The 23,168-nt window shown below is 48.7% G+C and carries 23 protein-coding genes; 16 read left to right on the forward strand and 7 right to left on the reverse strand.

Annotated features, from left to right (window positions below; all coding sequences use genetic code 11):
* Positions 1-4 precede the first annotated feature (4 nt).
* Together CIK04_RS09135 and CIK04_RS09140 are read right to left on the reverse strand one after the other, a co-directional pair.
* Positions 5-1,912, reverse strand: coding sequence for an Hsp70 family protein (locus tag CIK04_RS09135; protein ID WP_058667028.1), 1,908 nt, complete (start codon positions 1,910-1,912; stop codon positions 5-7).
* The gene (locus CIK04_RS09140; protein WP_038940697.1) at positions 1,912-2,544 is read right to left on the reverse strand and encodes a DUF2760 domain-containing protein; all 633 of its coding nucleotides are present in this window, start codon (positions 2,542-2,544) and stop codon (positions 1,912-1,914) included. Before CIK04_RS09140 ends, CIK04_RS09135 begins: the two co-directional genes overlap by 1 nt.
* A gap of 281 nt (positions 2,545-2,825) precedes the next feature.
* Here CIK04_RS09140 and CIK04_RS09145 point away from each other — a divergent pair, with 281 nt between their 5' ends.
* Together CIK04_RS09145 and CIK04_RS09150 are read left to right on the forward strand one after the other, a co-directional pair.
* On the forward strand, positions 2,826-4,385 hold the full coding sequence (locus CIK04_RS09145) for a diguanylate cyclase (RefSeq protein WP_097352747.1): 1,560 nt from the start codon (positions 2,826-2,828) through the stop codon (positions 4,383-4,385).
* A gap of 89 nt (positions 4,386-4,474) precedes the next feature.
* Entirely contained in the window at positions 4,475-5,005 is a 531-nt protein-coding gene (locus CIK04_RS09150) for a 3'-5' exonuclease (protein ID WP_017421117.1), read from the forward strand.
* Positions 5,006-5,094: 89 nt separating this feature from the next.
* On the opposite strand, the gene CIK04_RS09155 is transcribed toward CIK04_RS09150, so the two are convergent.
* Together CIK04_RS09155 and CIK04_RS09160 are read right to left on the reverse strand one after the other, a co-directional pair.
* On the reverse strand, positions 5,095-5,541 hold the full coding sequence (locus CIK04_RS09155) for a TerB family tellurite resistance protein (protein ID WP_026050548.1): 447 nt from the start codon (positions 5,539-5,541) through the stop codon (positions 5,095-5,097).
* A 71-nt stretch (positions 5,542-5,612) separates the two neighbouring features.
* Positions 5,613-5,972: a hypothetical protein gene (locus CIK04_RS09160; protein ID WP_011150559.1), complete on the reverse strand. Its 360-nt coding sequence runs from the start codon at positions 5,970-5,972 to the stop codon at positions 5,613-5,615.
* Between the two features lie 118 nt (positions 5,973-6,090).
* Between CIK04_RS09160 and CIK04_RS09165 the strand changes: the two genes are divergently transcribed.
* Entirely contained in the window at positions 6,091-7,395 is a 1,305-nt protein-coding gene (locus tag CIK04_RS09165; protein WP_039449757.1) for a MipA/OmpV family protein, read from the forward strand.
* Between the two features lie 66 nt (positions 7,396-7,461).
* Here CIK04_RS09165 and CIK04_RS09170 read toward each other — a convergent pair whose 3' ends face one another.
* Complete coding sequence (locus CIK04_RS09170; RefSeq protein ID WP_097352746.1) at positions 7,462-8,385, reverse strand: DUF1566 domain-containing protein; 924 nt, start codon at positions 8,383-8,385, stop codon at positions 7,462-7,464.
* Positions 8,386-8,395: 10 nt separating this feature from the next.
* Positions 8,396-11,284: a fibronectin type III domain-containing protein gene (locus CIK04_RS09175; protein ID WP_097352745.1), complete on the reverse strand. Its 2,889-nt coding sequence runs from the start codon at positions 11,282-11,284 to the stop codon at positions 8,396-8,398.
* Between the two features lie 248 nt (positions 11,285-11,532).
* Here CIK04_RS09175 and CIK04_RS09180 point away from each other — a divergent pair, with 248 nt between their 5' ends.
* From CIK04_RS09180 to CIK04_RS09240, 13 genes are read left to right on the forward strand one after another with little or no spacing between them, the layout of a single operon-like run.
* Positions 11,533-11,709 carry a Flp family type IVb pilin gene (locus CIK04_RS09180; protein WP_017421111.1) on the forward strand — a complete coding sequence of 59 codons (177 nt, stop codon included), beginning with the start codon at positions 11,533-11,535 and terminating at the stop codon, positions 11,707-11,709.
* A gap of 2 nt (positions 11,710-11,711) precedes the next feature.
* Positions 11,712-12,143, forward strand: a complete 432-nt coding sequence (locus CIK04_RS09185) for a prepilin peptidase (RefSeq protein WP_097352744.1) — start codon at positions 11,712-11,714, stop codon at positions 12,141-12,143.
* Positions 12,144-12,158: 15 nt separating this feature from the next.
* Positions 12,159-12,998, forward strand: coding sequence for a Flp pilus assembly protein CpaB (cpaB, locus tag CIK04_RS09190; RefSeq protein WP_038969219.1), 840 nt, complete (start codon positions 12,159-12,161; stop codon positions 12,996-12,998).
* 2 nt (positions 12,999-13,000) lie between these two features.
* The gene (locus CIK04_RS09195) at positions 13,001-14,392 is read left to right on the forward strand and encodes a type II and III secretion system protein family protein (protein WP_227745964.1); all 1,392 of its coding nucleotides are present in this window, start codon (positions 13,001-13,003) and stop codon (positions 14,390-14,392) included.
* 17 nt (positions 14,393-14,409) lie between these two features.
* Positions 14,410-14,979, forward strand: coding sequence for a hypothetical protein (locus CIK04_RS09200; protein ID WP_038964610.1), 570 nt, complete (start codon positions 14,410-14,412; stop codon positions 14,977-14,979).
* Positions 14,969-16,066 carry an AAA family ATPase gene (locus tag CIK04_RS09205; RefSeq protein ID WP_232708658.1) on the forward strand — a complete coding sequence of 366 codons (1,098 nt, stop codon included), beginning with the start codon at positions 14,969-14,971 and terminating at the stop codon, positions 16,064-16,066. The genes CIK04_RS09200 and CIK04_RS09205 overlap by 11 nt, the downstream gene beginning before the upstream one ends.
* Positions 16,066-17,358, forward strand: coding sequence for a CpaF family protein (locus tag CIK04_RS09210; RefSeq protein WP_017421105.1), 1,293 nt, complete (start codon positions 16,066-16,068; stop codon positions 17,356-17,358). The genes CIK04_RS09205 and CIK04_RS09210 overlap by 1 nt, the downstream gene beginning before the upstream one ends.
* 9 nt (positions 17,359-17,367) lie before the next feature.
* Positions 17,368-18,252, forward strand: coding sequence for a type II secretion system F family protein (locus CIK04_RS09215; protein ID WP_097352743.1), 885 nt, complete (start codon positions 17,368-17,370; stop codon positions 18,250-18,252).
* 3 nt (positions 18,253-18,255) lie between these two features.
* Positions 18,256-19,137, forward strand: coding sequence for a type II secretion system F family protein (locus tag CIK04_RS09220; protein ID WP_097352742.1), 882 nt, complete (start codon positions 18,256-18,258; stop codon positions 19,135-19,137).
* Between the two features lie 47 nt (positions 19,138-19,184).
* On the forward strand, positions 19,185-19,925 hold the full coding sequence (locus CIK04_RS09225) for a tetratricopeptide repeat protein (RefSeq protein ID WP_097352741.1): 741 nt from the start codon (positions 19,185-19,187) through the stop codon (positions 19,923-19,925).
* Positions 19,922-20,389: a TadE family protein gene (locus tag CIK04_RS09230; RefSeq protein WP_086467641.1), complete on the forward strand. Its 468-nt coding sequence runs from the start codon at positions 19,922-19,924 to the stop codon at positions 20,387-20,389. The genes CIK04_RS09225 and CIK04_RS09230 overlap by 4 nt, the downstream gene beginning before the upstream one ends.
* Positions 20,376-20,864 (forward strand): TadE/TadG family type IV pilus assembly protein, encoded by a 489-nt coding sequence (locus CIK04_RS09235; RefSeq protein ID WP_097352740.1) that lies wholly within the window; start codon positions 20,376-20,378, stop codon positions 20,862-20,864. The genes CIK04_RS09230 and CIK04_RS09235 overlap by 14 nt, the downstream gene beginning before the upstream one ends.
* Position 20,865: 1 nt before the next feature.
* Positions 20,866-22,263, forward strand: coding sequence for a VWA domain-containing protein (locus CIK04_RS09240; RefSeq protein ID WP_097352739.1), 1,398 nt, complete (start codon positions 20,866-20,868; stop codon positions 22,261-22,263).
* A gap of 147 nt (positions 22,264-22,410) precedes the next feature.
* Here the strand turns inward: CIK04_RS09240 and CIK04_RS09245 are convergent, their stop codons facing one another.
* Positions 22,411-22,998 (reverse strand): FMN-dependent NADH-azoreductase, encoded by a 588-nt coding sequence (locus CIK04_RS09245; protein ID WP_017421098.1) that lies wholly within the window; start codon positions 22,996-22,998, stop codon positions 22,411-22,413.
* Positions 22,999-23,168: the final 170 nt, after the last annotated feature.

Raw genomic sequence — 23,168 nt, forward strand, 5'->3', positions numbered from 1 at the left:
TCGATTATTCTGCCAGAGAGGCATCGTCACGCACGTCAAATTCCACGTGCCATTTTTGACCATTGTCCGCTGCAATCGCTTCTAAATACAGTGTGCCAAGTTCAGTCACGCGTGAGGCCAATGTCACCGGCACCACTTCGCCTTCACGGCGACCTTCGGAAACCGGTAACGTTACTTGAATTTCTGGTAACTCTTCAAGCTCATCTTGGCCCCAATGGTCCAAATGTGTTCCTGCAAGATCGTCGCGACGAACCGTTGAGCCAAAGAATTGGAAGTTCACTGGTTGGCCGATGATCAAACCAAACTGCTGGCTTGGTACGTCGACACTGGTGCCTTCTTCCATGCCAAACGGAGCCACACACAGTGCTTCCATTGGAGGAGCCATACCCGGAATGGCAGGCATTGCGCTCTCGATACCGACATAATAGCTTGAAGCAATACCACCGCGGATACGTACACCTTGACCACGACGCACTGCGCCATAGTAAGCCGCGCCGCTCGCCACCGCGAGATCCAAATCGACGCCGGTGAGTCGTTTTGCCATCTCTGCATCAGCGTCAAGCAACCATTCGTTAATGGTCTCTTCCAAACGTTCTGCCAATAGCGATGATTTCAGCACACCACCATTGAACAAAATCGCGGTCGGTTTGATGAAATCGACAGCAGCTTGTTGAGCCATGCCCGGCATTCCGCCAACAAACGGGTTGTAATCTTGTGCAGGTACCGCTTCACCGTTGGCATTGGCTTGCTTCGACAAGAACGCTGCAATGTGGCGAGTGATGCCTGCGTCTTGTGCATAAGGCAGGCCCATCTGGGTTAGTGCACCGCGGTTACGTTGTACTGGGTGTTCGGTGATAGCGACTTTAGGGAAGAAGCCATCGACGAGCATTTGCTGCACTTCTTGCTGCGTCAGCTCGGTTTTCAGTGTTGCGCCGAGCAACTTAGAACCGCGGCTTGGCACGACAATCGGTACCGATTGCAGTTCGGCATCATTGAGCAGCGCTTCTTTCGCGTCACGACAAGCGTGCGTCATGGCTTGTACTTGCCAAGGTTGCAGTTCTTTGCCTTCCTGAGCCAGTTTCATCTTCAAGCTGTAGGCGAGGGCAAGATCCATGTTGTCACCGCCCAGAAGAATGTGTTCTCCGACAGCGATACGTTTGAGGGTCAGATTGCCTTCTTCTTCGGTCACTTCCACCAAAGAAAGGTCAGTGGTGCCACCGCCGATGTCCACCACCAGCACGATATCACCTACGGTGACTTCATCGCGCCATTTGTCATTGCTGTTGTCGATCCAGTTATAAAGTGCCGCTTGAGGTTCTTCCAACAAGGTAAGATGGACAAAACCCACATTGCGCGCAGCTTCTGCAGTCAGATCGCGCGCCGCAGGATCAAACGACGCTGGTACCGTAATGGTCACGTCTTGCTCTGATAGCGGGTGATTTGGCTGTGCGTGATCCCACGCCTGCTTTAGATGCTCTAAATAAAGTTCGGTGGCGCGCAATGGTGAAACTTTTTCAATCTCTTCTGGGCTGCCAGCAGGCAAAAACGCATCACGGCGATTCACGCCACCATGGCAAAGCCAAGATTTCGCACTGGCCACCAAACGCAAAGGCGTTTTGCCACCCAGATTACGGGCGATCGCACCGACAAGGGCAGTCGGTTCTGTCGTCCATGGTAACACGCGTGATGCAGGGTTCATCTCATGCTCATGCGGCTGGTAAAGAAAAGAACCAAGCTGGTTGCGAGACTCAACGGTGCCAGGCGCCGTCAATTGTGGAATAGCCATCACTTGTACGCGAGCTTGCTCATCCTGGGTATCCATGAATGACATAACACAGTGCGTGGTACCTAAGTCGATACCAACGCTGAATTTTGCTACTTGCTCGGTTGCGGGTGTCATCATCGTTTCCATTACAGCTCAACCTCAGCGGGTGCGATGATCGAAGCGTCGTAGTTTTCCGCCAGTTTAGGTAGCGACATCGCAGAAGCCTTCCAACCTTTGTGGATTAAGGTGCCGTTAAATGGCGCATTACCCGTTACGTTTCCGACTAAACGGATCGCTTGAGGGTTAAAACCTTCTTCAACCACAATGCGGCTCTCTTCGTCTTCGTTACGGATCGCTTCGAGCGTCACGTACTCTTTCAGTACTTTTTGGCCACCGCTATGAATAACACGCGCTGCAGCGCCCACTTCTTCATCAGAGAATGCGGTGAGATCTTCTTGTAGGAAGTCAATCAAGCGAGCTTCTTGCTGCATGATTGAAAGCAGTTGCATCGCAGAATCAGTGGATGCGGTGGCAAGCTTAGATTGGACTTCCACCACTTTTTCAATCACTTTTTCAACTTCAACGATTTTCTCTACTTCGACGATTTTTTCGACCGGTTTTTCGACTTCAACGATTTTTTCTACAGGCTTCTCAACCACTTTCTCGATCACTTTGGATTTACGAGAAACAGCCACTAGTAGTAATAAAACGCTCGACGCCGCTAGACCTGCGTGAAGCATATCGAACGTTTGAGGAATAAGGTTTAAATCAATGTTCATGCTAATTTTTCTCTATTCGATTGATTTAAAGGTGCATTGATTGGCTCGCGATAGACGACATAGACGGGCGAATTTGCGATTTGCACCTAGTATTAGACGTAAAAATGGTGACGAATATTAGCATATTCAAGCTGCTAGGCTGCAATAAATGCGAGATTGAGGCAAAATTTAGGGCTTGATTGCTGAAAAAAACAACATAACCGACTGGTGTACGATTAATAAGCTTGATGTTTATACGGTTATCGTGTTTATTGGCGATCGATTCGGTGATATTGAATTAAATGGATTTGTTTGTGGGTCAACCTGTTTCTGTCTTTTCTACCAAATGGTTGCGTAGGCATTCTGCCTCGCTTATCGCGTTTGTTGCGACGTTAGTTGTGACGGCAGTTTTCCTCTTTGTTGCCGCCAAAATTCAGCAGCGTTATACCACGACCATGTTTAACAACCTTGCACAGCGTCAAGCTGAATCATTGCGAGAGTTTGTGCAAAACGACTTGGATTATATAGGCTCGGGCGCTAATTTCTTTTACTCCGTTGCGCCGGAAGATTGGGAGCGCTTTGAAGTTTTCGCTCGCCACACTGTGGCATCTTCAAAGAGTTTGATCGGTTTGCAGTGGATGCAAAAAGTCTACCCCGAGCAGCTTGAGCAGCATATTGCCCATGTTAGAGAAACCTTTCCGAATTTCATCGTTTTCACTGTTCCTAAAGATGGCCCCAAGACCGAAGGGTACGTCTTTTCTGACGGGCGACCTATCTACATTGCCAGTGACATTTACCCACGAAGTGAAAAGAATATTGAACTGCTTGGCTTTTATTCGGCTCGAGTTCGTTTCGAGTTGATTCTGGACGATATTTTTAGCACTGGGCGGGCGAATGTTTCCGATAAAGTCCGTTTACTGCAAGATGGTTACGATCGCTCATTAGATAAAACGGGACTGTTGGTTTATCACCCTGTATTCGACCAGCGCCGCGAAACCTTACTTGGTGTTGTGGTGGGGGTGATTCGTAGTACGGTCTACTTTGAAGAACTGGTGACGAAAACCGCGACGGAACTTAGCCTAGTGGTAAGAGTGACAGATTTAGGCTTTGATGCTGAAGATGACCCTATCCTTTACCAGAGCCCTCACTGGTCAAACATTAAAGGTGCTGTGGTGAGTAAAGTGGTGTCGTTGCCAAATCGTGACTGGCAAGTGGAGTTTAAGCTGGAAAGAAGCCTGTCCAAGTGGGACCGTGCTGTGTTAATGGGGATCGTGGTTATCGGCCTCATCATGGCGTCTTTAGTAGCACACGTGGTGAACTTGCAAACTCGCGAGAAGCAACGCCTTAACTATATGCTCAACGAAAAAACCAAAGAGCTGCAGTTTATGGTGGATCATGACTCATTAACTCAATTGTTGAATCGCCGCGCGTTTCGCCACGATTTAACTGAAATGATTGATAAACAAGTGCCATTTAGTTTGATCGGCTTTGATGTTGACCATTTCAAGCAGATCAATGACCAATATGGCCATTTAGGTGGGGACGAAGTGTTGGTTGAAGTGGCAAGGATGATCAGTGCTTTGCTGCAAGAGGGCGACCGTTTTTACCGTTTTGGTGGTGATGAATTTGGCATTCTCTCTTCGGTGACTCAACCAAAAGAGCTGTCGTGTTACCTAGAGTCGATTCGAGAGGGGATCGAAATAACGGCCTGCTATTATCAAGAAACCCCAATTCACTGCACGCTTAGTATAGGGGCCGCGATACATAAAGATGAGGACGTGGAAGAGTTGATACAAAGGATGGATATTCAGCTTTACCGAAGCAAAAACAAAGGGCGAAATTGCGCGACAATTGCAGGCTAATTAGACAAACGGTATGGCTTGAGTCGAGTTTCTGTTTTTATTGAGGTAAACTTCCGCGCTTTATTGGCTGGGAAACGAAAAGGCGATTTATGAACCACAACCGAATTGTTTGCTTTGATTTAGAAATGTGCTGCTGGAACGAAGATGGCGTAGGTCGCACAGGGGAAATCATTGAAATCGGTTTAGCAGAGATTGATTTGCTCAAAGGTGAAATCGTCAAGCGCGCTCAGTATTACGTTAAGCCCGAACACGATGAAGTGTCGCTATTTTGCGCTGAGTTGACAGGGATTACGCCGCGTAAGATTGAAAAGCAGGGTAGGCCGCTGGCTGAAGTGATTAAGTCGATGATCAAGAACTTTGGTGGCAGCAATAAAATCTATGCCTCTTGGGGGCGTGATGACCGAATCCTTATGCAAGAATGCCAAGAAAAAGGCATAGATGCGCCATTCAATGAGTTCATTAATATTGCGACGTTGTACCGAATTCAAAATCGCTTGAAAGATAAGCGTATTGGTCATCGAGCTGCGCAAGAAGCCAAAGGCATTGAGTGGGAAGGGCGTCAACATTCTGGGTATGTGGATGCTTATAACCTCGCTAAACTGGCATTAACCATGTTCTAACGGGTGGATGGCCAAATACATCGTATCTGTAATAAAAAACGCGCCTCGGCGCGTTTTTTCGTTGAGTTTGTTGTGACGTTATTAAAAAACTACTTATCGAGCACTTGCAGTTTGGCACGTATAAAGTCGCTGTGGTCGACATAAAGCAGTTCGGCGGTTTTACGAATGACGGCGTCTTCCAGTGGGTCGATCTCGCCATCAGCGTGGGCAACTTCCCACATGCCTTTAATCAAATCAAAGCGGACTTCTTGAGACAACTCTCTAAGCTGAGAGGTGAAATCATACAAAGAAGCTGATTCAGCGACACCGCTTTGTGCTTGCGTAAGTAAGGCTTCTACTTGAGTATCGTCTAGATTGAGTAGGCGTTTGAGTAATTGCCTTTTAACGGCTTGCTCACGCTCATCGATTTGGTAATCGGCACCGGCGACTTCACAAAGTAGGCTCGCAATGGCCAAATTTGGGTTGGTCGCTTTGTGCTTACTGAGGTCAGAACCCTCAATAAGCTCCTTAAATAATGAAGTTAATACATTAAACATAGTGTTCACCAGCAAACGAGGTTAACTACAACATGAAGTCATTTACGCCATTTTACAAGGTGAGAGGAAGATTAATATCCATCACTGTCGTCGTTTTCTTCAAGAATTTCGATCACCTCAGAGCTTGAGAGCTCATGGCCCATCAGGAAGAGAGCCAACATAGCGTCGGCTTTAGTTTTTGTGTCACTGGCTTCATCGAGAATGTGTTCAAAGCGCTGTCTTATCATGGCAATTTCATGTTCAACAAAGCCACGACCCTCTTCATCGCCTTGGTTTTCTTCTGGAGCATTATCGAATTCAAGAAACAACAAATTATCGTCAAGGCGTGTATTTACCAACCTTTCTGGCAGCCATTCTTCTCCCATCACAACATCGGGATCGTAACCGTCTGGCAGGCTAAGGAGAAAAGTTTTCAGTTCTGAGGCTTTCACATTAAATTCAAATCAATGACAATATCTACTAATTGTAACGGCTAATTGATAATGAACATAAGAGCTTTTCTTCTGTTTGATGAATTAATCAGCGTAATTAACTGGAATTTAAACAAAAATGAAAAAGAAATGGCTGGCTTTAAGTCTAATTGTTGGCTTAGGTGGGACACAAAGCGCTTTGGCTGCAGAAGAGGAAAACTGGGGCATCGCCGCAATGTACCGCACAGCGTCGATTCCTTTTGATACGCAAGGAGGCGATCAAACCGTTAGTACCTTTGTACCTATGATGTTTTTTGACAATGAATATGTGTTCATTCGCGGCATCGAAGGGGGGGCGTACTTGTGGCAGTCAGAAGAGCAACAATTGCAATTTAATGCGCTGACGCGTCTACGTTTTATCGATATTCCCAAGATTGCACAAAACTCTATCGAAGGCGACAAAGCGGATTTCGGTGGACAATTGAAATATCAAATAGACGACCAGTGGCGTTTTGAAGTGGAATTGATGTCTGACGACAGTTTCCGTTTTCACTCCAACTACCGCTTGGCTGCCAAATATGACTTTGGTGACTGGGAGCTAGAGCCTTCAGTCACGCTGCGCTACAAAGACGCTGATTTCAACAGTACTTACTATGCGTTTTCAGATGTCTCCAAACAGAACATTGGCGCCGGTGTGGACACCAATATCGCGTTAAAAGGCCGTTACCACGTTATTTCTAATCTTTACTTGCTCGGCCAAACCAGTATTACGCGTTTAGATAACAATGCTTACAACAGCGATGCGGTGGAAGATCGTTATGAGGGTGAGTTCTACGTTGGCTTTGGTTTCTTTAACGATAAAACCAAAGAACGAAAGTCTAACCTGAAAAACAAGCCGTATCTGCGTGTGGCGCACGGTTGGGGAACGCCGTCGAACATTGGTGAGATATTCAAATTTGAACACGAAAAAGATCCTTACAATAACCAGCTAACGTCAGTGTTCTATGGCCATCCGTTGACAGATGAGTTGTTCGGACTGCCGCTAGACCTCTACTTGCATTCGGGCATCGCGCACCACTGGAGCTCAGAGGTGCAAAGCTCAAGTACAGAGACCGTGGTCTCTATCAAAGCGTATTACACCTTTAACTGGCCGACGCAATGGCGCTTTGGTGTGGCAGAAGGGATGTCTTATATCGACAATATCACCTATATCGAGAAGAGTGAAATGGAGCGTAAGGGTTATACCCCAAGCCATTTGCTCAACTATCTCGACTTTTCATTTGATGTGAATGTGGGTGATTTGGTGGGTAAGAATGATTGGAAGAACGTCTGGTTTGGCTACTCCTTGCATCACCGCTCCGCGATCTTTGAGAAAGCCTCGCAGTTTGGTCGAATCAAAGGCGGCAGTAACTACAACACGGTCTACTTGCAGTTTGATTTTTAACTCCGGCCATTGAGTCATGGATGTCAAAAATAAGAAAGCAGGGGCACGAATGCCCCTGCTTTTGTATTAGCGATTCTCGTGTGGTATCGCTCTGACCAATCGTACATAGTATTTCCACCAATTTTGTTGGCTTTGAATCGTAAGCAGTGAATGGTCGTAGTTCACGCTTAAGATGCTATCACTAGCAATATCTAACTTTGGTACGTTTTTAAAAGAGATGGTCGCCCCATTTTGAGTTGCGTAAGCCTGTTCCATTTTCGAGTAATGGTTACTGTAGAACTTGTTGAGGCTTTCTAACCCTAGATCTTTATCTCCGAAGTGAGGAGAGTTCAAGAACTTGTAGAAACTTGTGCGTGCATTTACCCATTCAGGCACATTGTCTTTTAACCACGGTTCCAGTTTTTGAGCGACATAGTTTTGTGTCTCAAGTGTCCATTCATCGTAGTTCAGGAGCTGCCTGCGTTTTTCCAACCATTCTGCCATTTTTGCATCAACCTCTGAATCGGCTTCTCGGCGTTTTTGCAGTAGCGCTAAGTTATCTTGATGGCGCTGATACAGAATGTCCATTTTCTCTTTGAAAGGGGCGACAGCTTGATAAAGCTGCTCTAAATGCTCGGTGGTTTCCGCTAAGTGGAAGTAATCGGTATAAGTGCCATAGCGACAGCTCTGATCGGAGATGGTAATTAGCTCTTGGGTATGAGGCAGGCGCCACGTTAGCGTGCTGTCCCCTTCGGCTTGATTGAAGGTCTCAATAAGCCCATCAAGATCCAAACGTTTTTCTTGAACCGCATCACCGATGCACTGTTCACCTTGCTGACCCATCGGACACATCATCCATTGAAGCTCAGTTTTGTTATCGTTGATCACCCAGTAGTTCGTGCCTTGAAAGTCAATCATCGTTTTTTCAAAACGCCCTTCTTCTGGAAGGCATTGTGCAGAGACAGGAACGGAAAGCGCCGCTGCTAATGAAATGAGAAAAGTTGTCTTCATGTCTGCTTCCTTATTCCTGATCCACTTTTAATCCATCACTCACCAACATCACTTGATGAGGGGTGTTGATCTGCGTGATTTGTGTTCTCACATCGATGCTGGTAGAGCGAAGTAGATTGGCGTAGCCAGTCAGTGCTGGATTGTGCTCGCTCATCCACAACAAGTTGCCATCTATGCTAGGGAAGTAATCATCATCAAAGTTCAACTGAGGTTTGCCTTTCAAAGTGAGAATATTGAGTGTTTCTTCGTAGGTCGGCAGCCTCCATTCGCTGATGCCACAGAGTTTGGATTCGTTGGCTCGCTGAACTAGCTGATTCACCGTACAGTGGCGCGCTTTGTCTTGGCTATAAACCTCACCATTGATGGCGACACAAAACCCGTTGTATTGGTCGTCTGTTACCGCCAAGTTATCACCATGCAGGTATCGATTGTCGATGCCATACCAGTGACGAATGCGATCGCCTTCCTCCATCTCACTGTTTGGCACAGCCCAAGTTCGGCCAGTTTTGCTTTCCACTGTGCAGCTATGCGGTGTCGCAATATAAGGGAGATCTTGTCGAGCCAAGCGCTCGCCTTGCGCATCGATTTTGAGGAAGGAAAGGGATTGGTAACCATCGGCATTGGAGTTTCGTGCGTAACCACTCATCGAGTCGCAGCCAAAGTCTGAATCAAAACGATGTGAGTTGGTCAGCCCTGCGTCACCGATGCGTACGTTGAACTGAGCGCTTGGTGTCCCTTTATGAGCAATTTGGAAGTAATAACGAGTGAACTTAGTGAGCCCAGTTAACGTTATTATGTTTTCCTCCGCTACCGTTTGATTGGCAGCCTCGCTTAAGTTCGTGAATGGTTTGGTATCCCAGTGCAGCGTGTAACCGCTGTTGCCTTGTGGTTGCCACTCCAAGGTCAGCCAGTCGTCACCGCGCCCACGAACGGCGATACCACGGATTTGGTCTTGCGCAAATTCGGTGTTGCAAATCGATTCCAAGCCGTTGATGGGTTCAACAGGTAGCCAGCTTGTGTTGCTATCCATGGCTGTGTTGAGCTCTGATGCCATCTTAGTGTCTGGTGGGAACTGGCTCAAATTGCTAAACGCTTGAGCGCTCCATTTCAACAAGTTGTTGATGGTGGTGTCGGTATCTTCCATATGATGCGCAACGTCTGAAACGTTTTTCAGCAGTTGGATAACTTGAAACGGCTCAGGCAAGAGGTTGCTTTTGCTATACATGCGGTATTGGGCGTTATAGTCCAAATCAAGCAGTTGTGCTGCAGTACGGAAAAAATCAGAAGCGTTGTCGATAGCCGGTAGTTTGTTGTTGTGCGCCGATGCCATCTGCATCGCAACAATGGAACTCATCAGTTGCAACATTTCTGGTGTGTGCTTGGCAAACAGCGTATCGATCGCCGTTTGTTTCACTGGCTTCGCGTATTGACCGCCACCGTGATGCATTAATCCACTGCGCTCGGCTAATAGTGCATGCGCGTTGTTTTCAAATGAGATTTTTAAACGAGGGAACTCATCAGCAGTGACGATGCCATCTTGGTTCTTATCGATATCGGCACTTGCCAGTTCACAAAACGCGCCTAAGTAGGAGCGCATTTCCACCCCGCTGGCAGGATCGTAGGCGATCACTGTCAACAGATCTTGCATATTGTCGGTCGGATGGGCGCTTGGCTTGGTGAGATCTTCATTCTTGTCGTAATAAACGTAGACTTCATTGCCTGTTGGCTGGCAAGCATCAAAGCCGTTGGCGGTGTCACGTAGAGTAAGGCGCAGCTCAAACTGACGATTCGCCCCCTCAATGGAAGTGGAGGATTTCACGGCGCCAGCGGGCGTGATAGGCAGCAGCAATGGACGCTTGGGTTTGAGCGGATTGTCATAGTGACTGCTTGCCAAAGGATCGTTAGGGTAGGAGCCAATTTGCAACGAGATTTGCGGGTTTTTCATGCCCGAAACGGTTTCACCTTTCAGGACCAGTGTTCTGGTAGGATAGGAATTATCAAGCACTTCACGTAGCACATTGCTCTGCTCAACGGCGTGCATCTCGATCCATTTATCTTCGATACGTTTTTGCCAGCCATCAGCCAAAACAATCGCTTGGTTTTGAGCCATCTGCTCATAGACTGAACTCACCACGTCGATCCAACGAGCGCCCTCAGTCAAAGGTGCAGCAATTGTTTCATGCTTGAGCAAGGCATCAATCAGAGACGCTTTTTCCATCTCTAGAGAAGAGAGTGCAACCTGTTTTTCGCTATCAAATGGATCGGAAATGGTGTGCAACAAGGCGGCGATCGCCATGATTTTCTCACGACCATGTTCGTCCATTAGCTCAAGTGCACTTCGTTCACCACTGGGGTCGAGAGCAACAAACAACGAATTGGTTTGCGAGAATGTCAGTGGCAGCCATTCATCATGTGTGATGAAAGAGTCGCCGTTTTTGTCTGCGGCCAATAACGGTTTCTTAGCGCCTATCGCATTTCGATACAGCAGCACTTCGCGTATTGCGGTTTTCTCTGTGCTGGTGGTCGCGGTACTTAAAGTGCGAACCTCATTTGAAGATTCAAGCGGATAAACAACGCTGACGGCTTCAATGGTTAGGGGAAGCGCATTGCTCAGTTTTGCAGGATCGACCTCGAGTAGATAGCGAGTCTGATGTTCACCTGCGTGTCTTTTCGCGGTTGAGCGCGCCACAATCTCTTCGCCCGCCAGCAGTCTCACTTCCGTTTTGGTGCTTTCATGACTATTCAGTGGTGTCGCTTGAGAGGGGGTAACAAAACCCGTCAAGGTGACTTTCGTGGACGTTGCTGGGCTGGTTGCTGAACCGCCACTGTCACCACCACCACATGCAGTCAACAGACCCGCTATGGTTGAGGCAACCAAACTCTTGGCAAATAAGCGCATTTTCACTCCTTATTGAAAAATTTGCTCGATGGATGAGAAGGGGATTGACGCCGTGATTTGAGTGAATGCTCTATTAATCAGATCAATGATCTAACTAATGGTAAAAATTCGATCAAAAACACTAGCAAAATGTCATTTTGTAAAATATTCATCGCTTTATTTGTTGCGCATAATAATATAAATGTTATCATTTGCAAATGATATTAATTCTCATAACCATTTACATGTTGTTTCAAAAAGGAGTAATGATGCTGAAACAATTCATTAACGATGAAAACGGTGCAACCGCGATTGAATATGGAATCCTTGCTGCCGGTCTTGCGGCTGGTGTGCTGGCTATTTTCGGCTCAGATGGGGTGTTTATTTCTGCGCTGAAAGAGAAGTTTCTTGGCATCGTTAACAGCCTGAACCCTGCAGGCGAGTAAACGTGAATCCAGAGATTGTCGCGATCACTGCCTTATTGGTATTGCTGATGGTGGTCATGCTTAGCGATGCATTACAGCGAAAGATATACAACGCCAACATAGCGCTCTTGTTTTTGGTGGCGACTGGCTATCGTTTTATGCAGGGCTCACCGTTCTGGCTTGATGCCACTTTGTATGCCCTCATTGTCTGTGTCGTGGGGATGCTGCTTTGGCAATACGGCTTGCTCGGCGCGGGGGATGTGAAGTTAGCGGCAGTCTGTGCTTGGATTGTGTTCCCCCACTGGTTTGAGCTTGTTTTACTCAGTGCATTTGGGGCAGGAATATTGGCGGTTTGGCAGTTGGCTCGTGCTTATTTTGCCACATCAAACGCGCATCAAGGGACGGTTCCACTTGGTGTTTCGATATCTGCTTCAACCGCTTACCTTATTTTATAAATTGGATTTTTCATCATGAGTCGTTGGTACATGGCTGTCTTTGCAGCTTTGTCTGTTGCCTTATTACTGGCGGGGTTTGTCTGGTTAGATACCTCCCAGCCCCACCAATCATCAAAACACCTGTCGCCTGTTGAGCGAAAAGCGAAAGTGCTGGTCACTAGCCGAGCGCTGGCGATGGGATCATTTATCGAGCGAGAGAGCTTGGAGTGGAAAGAAGTCTCGCTGCAAGAACGAGAAACCTTGGGAGAGGTGTTTCTTCAGCCCGTGTTTGAGCTAGAACAGATCGCCGGCAGTGTGGCAGTGCAGTTTATTCCCGCCAATACGGTGTTATCTCCCGCCATGTTGTTGCGCCCAGAGCAATCGGATTTTCTGTCTGCACTGGTGAAACCAGGTATGAGAGCGATTTCGATTGAGCTTGACCCAATGGCGGCAGGCCTCGGCTTACTTCGTCCGGGAAACAAAGTGGATGTGCTGCTGACAAGCCAATCGGAAATCGACCAAGACGCCAACGGCACGCCGATATACAACAACATGGCTGTCGAAACGGTATTGCAAAACATTCATTTGCTCGCGATTGGCAATCAATATTCTACCCATCAAAAGCCAGAGAAAAGTGCCAAAAGTTATGATCCAACCTCAGTGACCTTCGAAGTATCACTTCAAGACGCAGAAAAATTGGTGTTGGCCAGCAAGCTCGGGGAGTTATCCCTAGTGTTACGCGGCAATCACGATCAAACCGAAGTGGCCAACAAACCGCTCAAGTGGGCTAAAGATATTTCGGGCGCGTATGACCTTGAGCAACAACCCACCCAGTCGGTGACGGTGATCCGCGGTAACGTGAAGGAGGGGCAGTAATCATGATGCACGTGGCTAAACAATGGTGGCTGGTTGCCGCTTTCACGCTGGTGGTGCCTTTCGCACAGGCGGCCAAAGAGATCACCTTAGAAGTGGGGCAAAGCCGACTCATCCCTCTGTCGAAAGAGATGCGCAGCGTCTACATCGTGGATTCAACCATTGCCGATGTCAAAACACCGTCTGCACGCAGTGCGTTGGTATTTGGCGCGCAAGTGGGCAAAACCGACCTAGTGATTGTTGGCAAAGAAGGGGATGCTATTGCGCACTATCGTCTGAATGTGAAAAACAGTGGTTTGAGCCAATTGGAACGTCACCTTGAGCTCTTATATCCCGCCTACCGCATTAGCCTTCAATCGGTGGGCGATTCGATCGCCGTGGCCGGTACGGTAGCAAGCCCAGAAATGGCGGCGGATATTTTGAGTTTGGTGAACAATTTTGCGCTTGGGCAGATTGCAGACAAAGACCGTCTGAAAGAAATCACAGCGGAAGTGAGCCGTAAATCCGCCAACCAGCCAGAAGGGCCGGGTGGGCAATCGGTGCTGCCTTTGGTGATCAATCAATTAAAAATCACTGCCGCACCTCAAGTGAACATTTCAATCCGTATGGTGGAGATGGCCAAGAGTACCAGTGAAGAACTGGGGATCCGCTGGCAATCGGTCAATCCGAATTGGATGCTGGGTGTGTCACCCGGTAACGAATTTGCCGCAGGACTGGATTTAACTGACCCCGATAATCTCATTAAAGAATCAGCGTTTATGGGCATCATCGATGCGCTGGCATCAAAGAGCCTCGTTAATGTGCTGGCTGAACCGAATCTCACGGCAAAATCGGGTGAAAAAGCCGAATTTTTGGTGGGGGGAGAGTTTCCTTTCCCAAGCATCGATGGTGATTCGGTTGGTGTTGAGTTCAAGAGCTTTGGTGTGGGTCTTTCGGTGACACCAACCGTGCTATCGGAAAATCGCATTTCGCTTACCGTGACACCGGTTGTCAGTGCGCTTAGCCGTCAAAACTCTATCAAAATTAATGGGGTTGATGTGCCGGGGCTGGATAAGCGAACCGCGACCACCACCATCGAGTTGGCTGATGGGCAAAGTTTTGCGTTGGCTGGGTTGCTAAGAACATCAGAAGAAAACTCCGTTGATGCCATTCCATTTTTGGGTGAGTTGCCAGGGGTTGGCGCGCTGTTTCGAACCAACAAGAGTAAACAGATTGAACGTGAACTGGTGATCATTGCCACGGCGAGTCTGGTTCAGCCGACGGGTGATCTCGAGTCCATACCGACACCTCTGGATAGCTTCCGCTCACCAACGCGTTTTGAACGCTTGCTCTTTGGTGAGTTAGAGGGAGAGGCAAACACACCAAAGTTGATTGGTGATTACGGCTATCGCTACTAACAGGATTTCACGACAACATGATTAACAAACGACCGCATCTATGGATGCTTTCAGCTGCGATGCTGTTCAATGTGGGGTGTACCTCAACGCCGAATCTATCCGAACAACGTGAACTGACGTTGAGCTCACACGACGCCGTTTTGCCCGCTTTGCAGCAGCTTTTACAGCCAACACAGCAAAGGGTTGAGCAAGGTGATGTCTCGGTATTGATTCGCACTCAGCAGGTGTCGCACAACAGCCTCGCCCAGTGGCAGCAGCAACTGAGTGAGTCACTCTCTTTGCCTGTGGATGTTCGCTGGCAGCAAGTGGATCAAACCGAAATCGGGGTGAAGATTGACGTCGCTCTCATCCCAAAAACTTGTCGTTTTGAGCCGAATCTGGCGTTGAGTGAGGCGCAGTGTCGCCACAAACGTCGCCTACAAATGGCAATGGCCAATCAGCAGCATTATCGTCAAGGGGCACCACTTTTGATTACCGAAAGCAGCTTGGAAGTGGGGGCCGTGGAGCGTTTGCGCCAAGGTAACGTCAGAATTGCCGAAGACCCAGCGAAGATCACCGATGGTTCAGGAGGTGAAAGTGGAAACTAAGCGTCAATCGATGATGGTGTTTGCCCAAAAAGGCGAGCAACTGAGCGTGATTGAGTCGGTGGTGGATCGCATCGCACAACTTGATTGCCAAATTCACACGCAAAGCCTGAGCGCAGCGATTAAGTATTTGGCGCAGCGCCAATGTGGCGACATTTTACTTTTGCAGGTGCAACGTGATGAGTTGCAACGCTTGACTGAACTGGCCAAAGTGACGCCTCCGGGCTGCCAAGTGATTCTCTTCGGCGAGGAAATTTCCTTGTCGGAATATCGTCATCTGATGCAGATGGGCATCGCCGATTACCTTGCATTACCACTGGATCCCACAGCGCTGCACAAGAGTTTGTTGCACCTTTTAGGGGTGCATGCACAGAAAGGTTTTCAGCAAGGGCAAGTCTATTTGGTGAGTGGTACCAGCGGTGGTGTCGGAACGTCGACTGTTGCGGCTAATTTAGCCGTTGAGTTGGCTAAGCATCGTTCTGTCGCGTTAGTCGACTTTAACCTCAACTTTACTCAGCACCCGATTTTGCTGGGGGTGGAATATCAGCCATCCCTTCATCGCTTAGTGAATGAAGTGGAACGCGTTGATTCGGTGCTGATTCAGCAATTTGGTCAAAACGTGGGCTATCATTTGAGCCTGTTTTATACAGAGGAGCAGGAGGCGTTATCTGTGCAACAGCGAATCAATGTCGTCAATAAGTTAAAACAGCAATTTGCTTATGTGATTTTGGATGTGCCTCATTATCTCATTGAAAGTGTTGAGGATCTCATGCTGTCGGCGGACAACTTCTTACTGGTTCACGATTTCTCACTGCAAGCGGGTCGCCGAGCCGATGGTATTTTGTCGAAACTCGAAGGGTATCTGCACCATGTGCATCTGGTAGGGAACCAGAGCCGCGCCAAAGCGCATAAGCCTTGGAGCGAAAAACAGTTGTTTGAAGCGTGGTCAATCACACAATTTAGTGATCTGCCATTCGATAGCAAAGCGGTGCAAGCGGCAGAGCACAACGGCGAACCTTTGGTAAAACGCGGAGGTAAGTTGGCCAAAGCGATTGGCAAACTAAAAACACGCCTAGCGGGGATCGCCTAATGTTTGGTCACAAAACTCAACTGGTGCATGCCTCCCGAGGTAACCCACTCGTCATGCCAGAAGCCGCGCAAGCGGCTTTTGAAAAGCTGATTGAGCCCTCAGAAGCCGTAAAACTCAGCCGAGCTCAACTGCAGCAAGAGATTAAGAAAGCCGTTGGCCAAATGTCAGCGCAACAGTTGCTGCCTTACAACCAAAGTGAGTTGGCGGTGCTGGTGGAGCAGCTGTGTGACGACATGTTGGGTGTGGGCCCGATTCAATGTTTGGTCGAAGATCCGTCTGTGAGCGACATTCTTGTCAATGGACCAGAGCAAATCTACATCGAGCGTCATGGCAAGTTGTTGAAAACCGATATTCGTTTTCGCGACAAAAAGCACTTGCTCAATGTCGCGCAGCGAATCGTAAACGCAGTTGGCCGTCGTTTAGATGAATCCACCCCGTTAGTGGATGCACGTTTGGAAGATGGCAGCCGCGTTAACATCATCGCACCACCACTTGCGCTAAATGGCGTGTGTATCTCAATTCGTAAATTTCCTGAACGTCAGTACGATCTTCCCGGTTTGGTTGCCTTTGGCAGTATGAGCGAAGAGATGGCGGAATGCCTTGCGTTAGCGGCACGTTGTCGTTTTAACATCTTGGTGTCTGGCGGAACGGGAGCGGGTAAAACCACCTTGCTCAACGCCATGAGCACGCCCATTAGTGAAGATGAACGCATTATCACGATCGAAGATGCGGCTGAGTTGTCACTCACTCAACCTCACTGGATTCAGCTTGAAACGCGAACCGCCAGCTCTGAAGGCACTGGGGCTGTAACCGTGCGAGATTTGGTCAAAAATGCCCTGCGAATGCGACCTGATCGCATCATTTTGGGCGAAGTTCGTGGTGCTGAAGCCTTTGACATGTTGCAAGCGATGAATACCGGCCATGATGGTTCCTTATGTACCTTGCACGCAAACTCACCAGCAGACGCGATGTTGCGTTTGGAGAACATGTTGATGATGGGGGCAGAGCAGATCCCATCAGCGGTTTTGCGTCAGCAAATCAGTTCAGCGTTGGATTTGGTCGTGCAGCTTGAACGCTCGCACGATGGCAAACGCCGTGTCACTGCGATTTCCGCTGTTGGCGGGCTGGAAGAGGGGCAGATCGCCATCCATCCCCTGTTTGACTATCGCCTTGATGAAGAAGGGCGCGGTGATTACCACCAAGGCATCTTGCCGCAAGGCGTGATTGAACGAGCTCGTCACTTCGCATTGGATAAAGCGTGGTTAAGCTTGTTTTCAACCGTAGGGGGTTAAGAGAGCACCATGCTTTGGCTATTGTTTTTGTTCATTTGGCTCGCGATGGGCGCATTGTTCATGCGAGCGCGTCGCGTTGAAGCGAAGCGTGAGAAACAGCGTGAACGTTATCTTAAACCAGTGGCGGTGATGGAGAAAAAGCGACCGCAATGGCTGGCATTTTACAGTCGTATCGAAACCTTGATCGGTGCGGCGCGGTTACAAAAGTACCGCTTGTACTTGGTCATGGCGACCACTGGGTTATTTGTTACCTTGCTCTCACAAGGCATGGCAGCATCGACAGCCTTACTTTTAGTCAGCGTCATGGCGGTGTTGATGACGGTGTTGGCGCTTCGCCATTTTGAGCAGATCGCCATCAGCGAGTTCAACACGCAAATGCCCGATATCATCGACAGTATGGAGCGGGCGGTCAAAGTGGGCGCACCCTTGCACGACATCTTTTTTGCCCTCTCAGAGCAGTATCAAGGCAGTGCTAAACGTCTGTTTATGGCGATGCATGATCGCCTTAAGTTGGGTCATAGTGTCGAAAGAGTGATGCACTTCGCCGCGCTGCAGATGCCAAGCCAAGAGTTTCGCTTTCTGACCACTCTGCTGAGTTTGCAAAGTGAAACTGGGGGGAAGTTATCTCATATGCTCAAGCAACTTGGTCAAACGCTGCGTGAGCGCAGTTTGATGGAAAGCCGCGTGCGAACCATCACGTCGGAATCTCGGACGTCCGCCAAGGTGCTGGCGATCTTACCGCCCGCCTTGATTGGCGTGCTGTATGGTTCTGCTAAGGAACATTTTGATTACCTACTGCGTGACGGTACTGGCCAATGGATTCTGCTCTACGTGGTGCTCAGTGTTACCAGTGGCTTGCTGCTGATTCGTCAACTGACCAAATTCAAGGGGTAAAAGATGGAGCTTGCACAAATCATCGTGATGCTCAGTGCGTTGATGTTATTGGCTATGGCGGTTGTCGCATTGCAAAACACCCACCAACGTAAGCGTCGTGAGGCACGTCTAACGCGTTACATCAAACGAAAAGAGGCGGTTGTTCAACAGGATAATGCGTTGATGCACAACTGGGTAACACGCAATGAAAAAGCGCGTTTAAGCCGTTTGCTTGCCAACGCGGGGTTTCATAAGCCGCAAGCGTTAACATGGCTTTTGTTGGCGAAGTTTGGTTCCGGTGTGATGGTGGCGGCGATGTTGTTGGGGCGCCAAGCATTGAATGGCGAAGCGATCATCAGCATGTGGTCACTGACCTTGGTCTTGGTCGGTTATGTGTTGGGCGCGAATGGCCCTGAGTGGTGGTTGAACCTCAATGCGGATCGTTACCGGAAAAAGCTCAAGCAGTCCGCCCCTGACGCGATTGATCTGTTGGTGTTGTGTGTAGAGTCTGGCTTGTCATTGAATCGGGCATTTGAGCGTGTTGCGCGATACTTGCAAGGTCAGCATAGTGCAATGTCTGAACAGTTTCGCGTCACATCTGCCGAGCTTGATCTGCTTAATGACCGGACTCAAGCGTTGAACAACTTAAGTTGGCGAACGGGCATTCCAGAGCTGCATACCTTGGCGACCACCTTAACAATGGCAGAAAAATATGGTTCACCTTTGGCGGACACACTCAGACAAATCAGTGAAGACGCTCGTCGACAAAGAGCACTGGATATCGAGGAAAAAGCCGGCAAGTTGCCCGGAAAGATCACCTTAATCCAGATGACCATGATCATGTTACCGATGTTGGTGATGGTGATATCACCGATTCTCTCCCAGCTATTAACCAGTTTGGCATAACCATCAGTTAGGGCAGCGGTGCCGCGCTGCCCATTTAGGAATCCCCCATGAAATTTGCCTACAAACTCCTTGTATCAATGTTTGCCCTTTTGCTTGTGGGGTGCGCTGCGCCATCTTCACAACCGAGTGCAGAATCGCTCAATAGTCTAGCGGATACGGCGTTTGAATACGCCCGTTACGATTCGGCTAAAAATAAATACCAACAAGTGCTAGAGATTTACCCCGAGGAAGTCCACGCACGCTTGATGCTCGCTCGCATTGACCTGCTGGAAGACAGGCCACATGCAGCGCAAGCTCAGTTGCAGCAATTGTTGCTAGAAAAATCAGACAATGCCGCCGAAGCCGCATTCATATTGGGCCGCCACTACCTCAACCAAGGCGAACTTCTTCAAGCCAGTAACTATTTGCAGCAAGGCTTAGGCTTTGATGAGCAACATGCAGGCCTGCACAACTTATTGGCCATCACCAAAGACGAACAACAGTTCACCGAGCAAGCGGAGAAGCATTTTCTGCGTGCAATTGAGCTGGAGCCAGACAGCAAAAGCTTTCGCGTTAACCTCTCATTTCACTACCTGCTTCAAGGGAAGTTCAAACTTGCACAATCGCAGTTGCAGCCCTTAATGAAGGGGAATCGCGTACCGGATTTCGTCACGCAGCATTATGCCTTAGTGTTGTTGGCACAAGATGAGGAACAACAAGCCTTTGAGTTGCTCACTCACAGCATGTCATCGCAACAAGCGGAGCAAGATATTGCGCTCCTTAAGCAGCAGTTGAGCCGATTGCAATGAAAGGTCACAAAGGTCAAATAGGCAGTATCAGTGTCGAAGCCGCGCTGATCATGCCGGTTTTGCTCGCCCTAGTGGTGCTGTTTTTTGAAGTGGGACGGGTGCAGTGGCATTTTTCTGCGCTTGACCATGCGATTCAGCAAGCGAGGCGCGCAACTCAACTGAAACAGGTCGCGGACCCAAATGCGCTAATTGAGCACTTTTCACAACAGCTCCAGTTGCACAGTCCGGATTTGGCTCGCCATGCCAATATCGAACCCCAACTGTTTGCCTCAATCGCTCAGTGGCTTGGTGCCGCGCAGAGAGAAACGGTGCAACAGGGGCAGTTGCAGCATGGGGTTATCGTCATTACGGTTTCTCTCGAGCTGCCTCCGTTAGCCATTCCCTTATTAACGGATCAAGAGATGGTCTATCGCTACCGCAATCACATTGCCTTAATACCGGAGAAAGCATTTGAAACTGATTAAGAGTACCCAGCGCAGAACGCAATCGGGCAGTGTGGCGATTGAAGCGCTGATGTTTGTTCCTCTTCTTCTGCTTATGGTGCTGGCTTTTATGGACCTCACCACGTTGATACGCAGTAACGACAAAGTGCAAGAGATCAGCCATACCTTAGTTCGAGCTGTCTCTATGCAAGATATTCAAGATGGAAACGAGCTGCGCGTGTGGATTCCTGCCTACTTGCAACAAGCCGAGCAATTGATGGCAAAGCCAGGTTCTGTGCTGGGGGTGAATGTTCAGTTCCTCTCTGAGCAAAATACGTTTGCAGCGGCAGAAGGGGCGTGCCAACCCCCTCAAGCTGAGTTTGAGTTAAGCGAGGTGGACCTTTGGCTGGTCAGTGTCTGTTATCAGCTAGCACCAAAACAGCTTTTATCCCATTGGTGGGTGCTCTTTTCTGAGCAACAAGCCCTCGTCAGTCATGCGATTTACAAAAGGAGATAGGATGCGCAAGCAAGCTGGCGGTATTTCCGTCTTTATGCTGGTGATGTTAGTGAGCATGTTGGTGTTTGCCGCCTGGGTGACGGATGTGATGCGTATTTACAGCGTGCACAACCAAGTCGCCAACGCTACAGATGCGGCACTCGCCTCCGCGATTATTAGCGAAGTGCCAGAAGCGACCGCTGTTGAACTACTGAATGCAAACCTCAGTTCAGGCGCTGCGAGCCCCTTTATGCAAGACGTTCGTCTGACACATCAGCGCGATGAACAAGAAGAAAACTTACAAGTAGAGCTCGATTTTGTGCCCAACTCACTCAATGTAGCTGCCTCCGAAATTGTGCCAATTTCAGCTAATGCCAAAGCCGGTGTAAGCAGCAATAAAGCGGAAATTGTCTTTATGCTGGATGTTTCAAACTCCATGTCCGGCGAGCCGATGGCAAAAACCAAAGAGGCGTTGCTGGCCTTTGCCGATAAGCTGTATTCGCGAGGCAATCGCAATCAAAATTATGTGGTGAGTATTGTGCCCGCTTCAGGAAATGTGAACACTGGCCCAATGGAGGAGATCTATCTTGGCGCTTTTCGCCGCTACAATCATGCGCAAGTCAAACGAGAAAATGGTTGGAGTGACATGTTTGACCGAGGCAACGGCCGTGCGCCTGCAGTACCTGGGAGGAAACGCAATGCCATGTGTCGCGATTTGGAGTACGAGGGGAACAATCCGGGCACACTCGGTTTGCGCTATTTTCGCAATTTGGAGAAGCAGCCTCAGTTCGCAAACAACAACTCTAAGCGGATAATTCGCCCCATGCATAAACCGGGGGTCTCGGTTTTTGACGATGGCACGCCTTTGGATCCCGCTGTCTATCCATCAACCAACACGCGCGAGAACTATCGACCATTTCATGAAGATAAGGCGATTTTTGATGACATTGAATGCCACGTGAACCCGATTGTGCCATTTATTACCGAGCGGAGGCACTTTGAATCCACGGTTCAGCGTTTAGTCCCAGGCATGAACACCAATAATGCGGAAGGAATGGTCTGGGCGATGCGCCTTTTGTCGCCGTATTGGCAGGGGATTTGGGATGCTTCTCGCCCGCAGTTGCCCCGGCATTACGGTGATGAAAACAGCAGTAAGTACTTGGTGATGTTCTCCGATGGCAACCATTTAATCGACCCTGCGTTTCGCGATAAAAAAATGAAATTGATTTGTACCCAGCTCAAGCAACCGGGCCGCGATGTAAAAGTCATCACCATCAATTTTGGTGGTGCAGCGAGTCAGCGCTTGATGCAGTCGTGCGCGTCTGGGCCGGAATTTTATCATGTGGCGAGTTTGTTTAGTGTAGAGCGCGTGTTTGAGCAGATCGCCGATCAAGTGATCAGCAGTTCATTGATCGAGTAACGCAAGGGTAGAAACGTGATGAAAAAAGCCCTCACATCATGTGAGGGCGCAAACAAACTGGCACGAAGTGGGCAAGGTGCGTTCAATCCGTTGGTGTGCCAGGCAGTGGAATCGGTACGGGTGTTATGACTTAAGCTGTTGGCGTACTTAAGCAGTTAGCGCAGCAAGGTGCTCACTTGCTGAAGCCAAGCCTTTAGAGGCAAAGTCTTCACCCATGTTGAGTGCTTCAGCGTAAACAAATTCAACCTCTGTGATACCAACAAACCCTAATACGGTTTTTAGGTATGGAGTGATGATGTCACTCGCTGCGTCTTTATGAATACCACCACGAGTCGTTACAACAACCGCTTTCTTACCTTCGATCAGTCCTTTCGGACCTTGCTCGGTATAAGTGAAGGTAACGCCAGCACGAGCAATCAAATCGATCCAGTTTTTAAGCTGGGTCGGGACGGTGAAGTTGTACATAGGGGCAGCAATAATTAAGGTGTCAGCGTGTTTGATTTCGGCAATCAGTTGGTCAGAAAGATCAACAATAGCCTGTTGCGCTTCACTTAAATCACCGCTTGCGCGCAATGCTGTCGCTACTTGGAAATCTAAAACAGGCAATGGTTGCTGGGCCAGATCACGAACGACAACGTCTTGTTGGTCGAATTTATTGATGAACTCGTCAACCAGTTTGTTTGATTGAGAGTAATCACCAAGGATGCTTGATTTTAATACCAGTAAACGAGACATAATGAATTCCTTCAATGAGTGTTCAAACTATGGAGCCATTATATCGGGCCGAGGCTGGGGATGAAGCGTCGAAATTTGCTCATCTCATTCGAAAAAACTGAATGAGTCATTGCTAATGTAGCCGTGGGGGATGCACGAAAGGAAGAAAGAAAAAGAGCCGCAACGCGGCT

The organism is Vibrio sp. 03_296, from assembly GCF_002265885.1.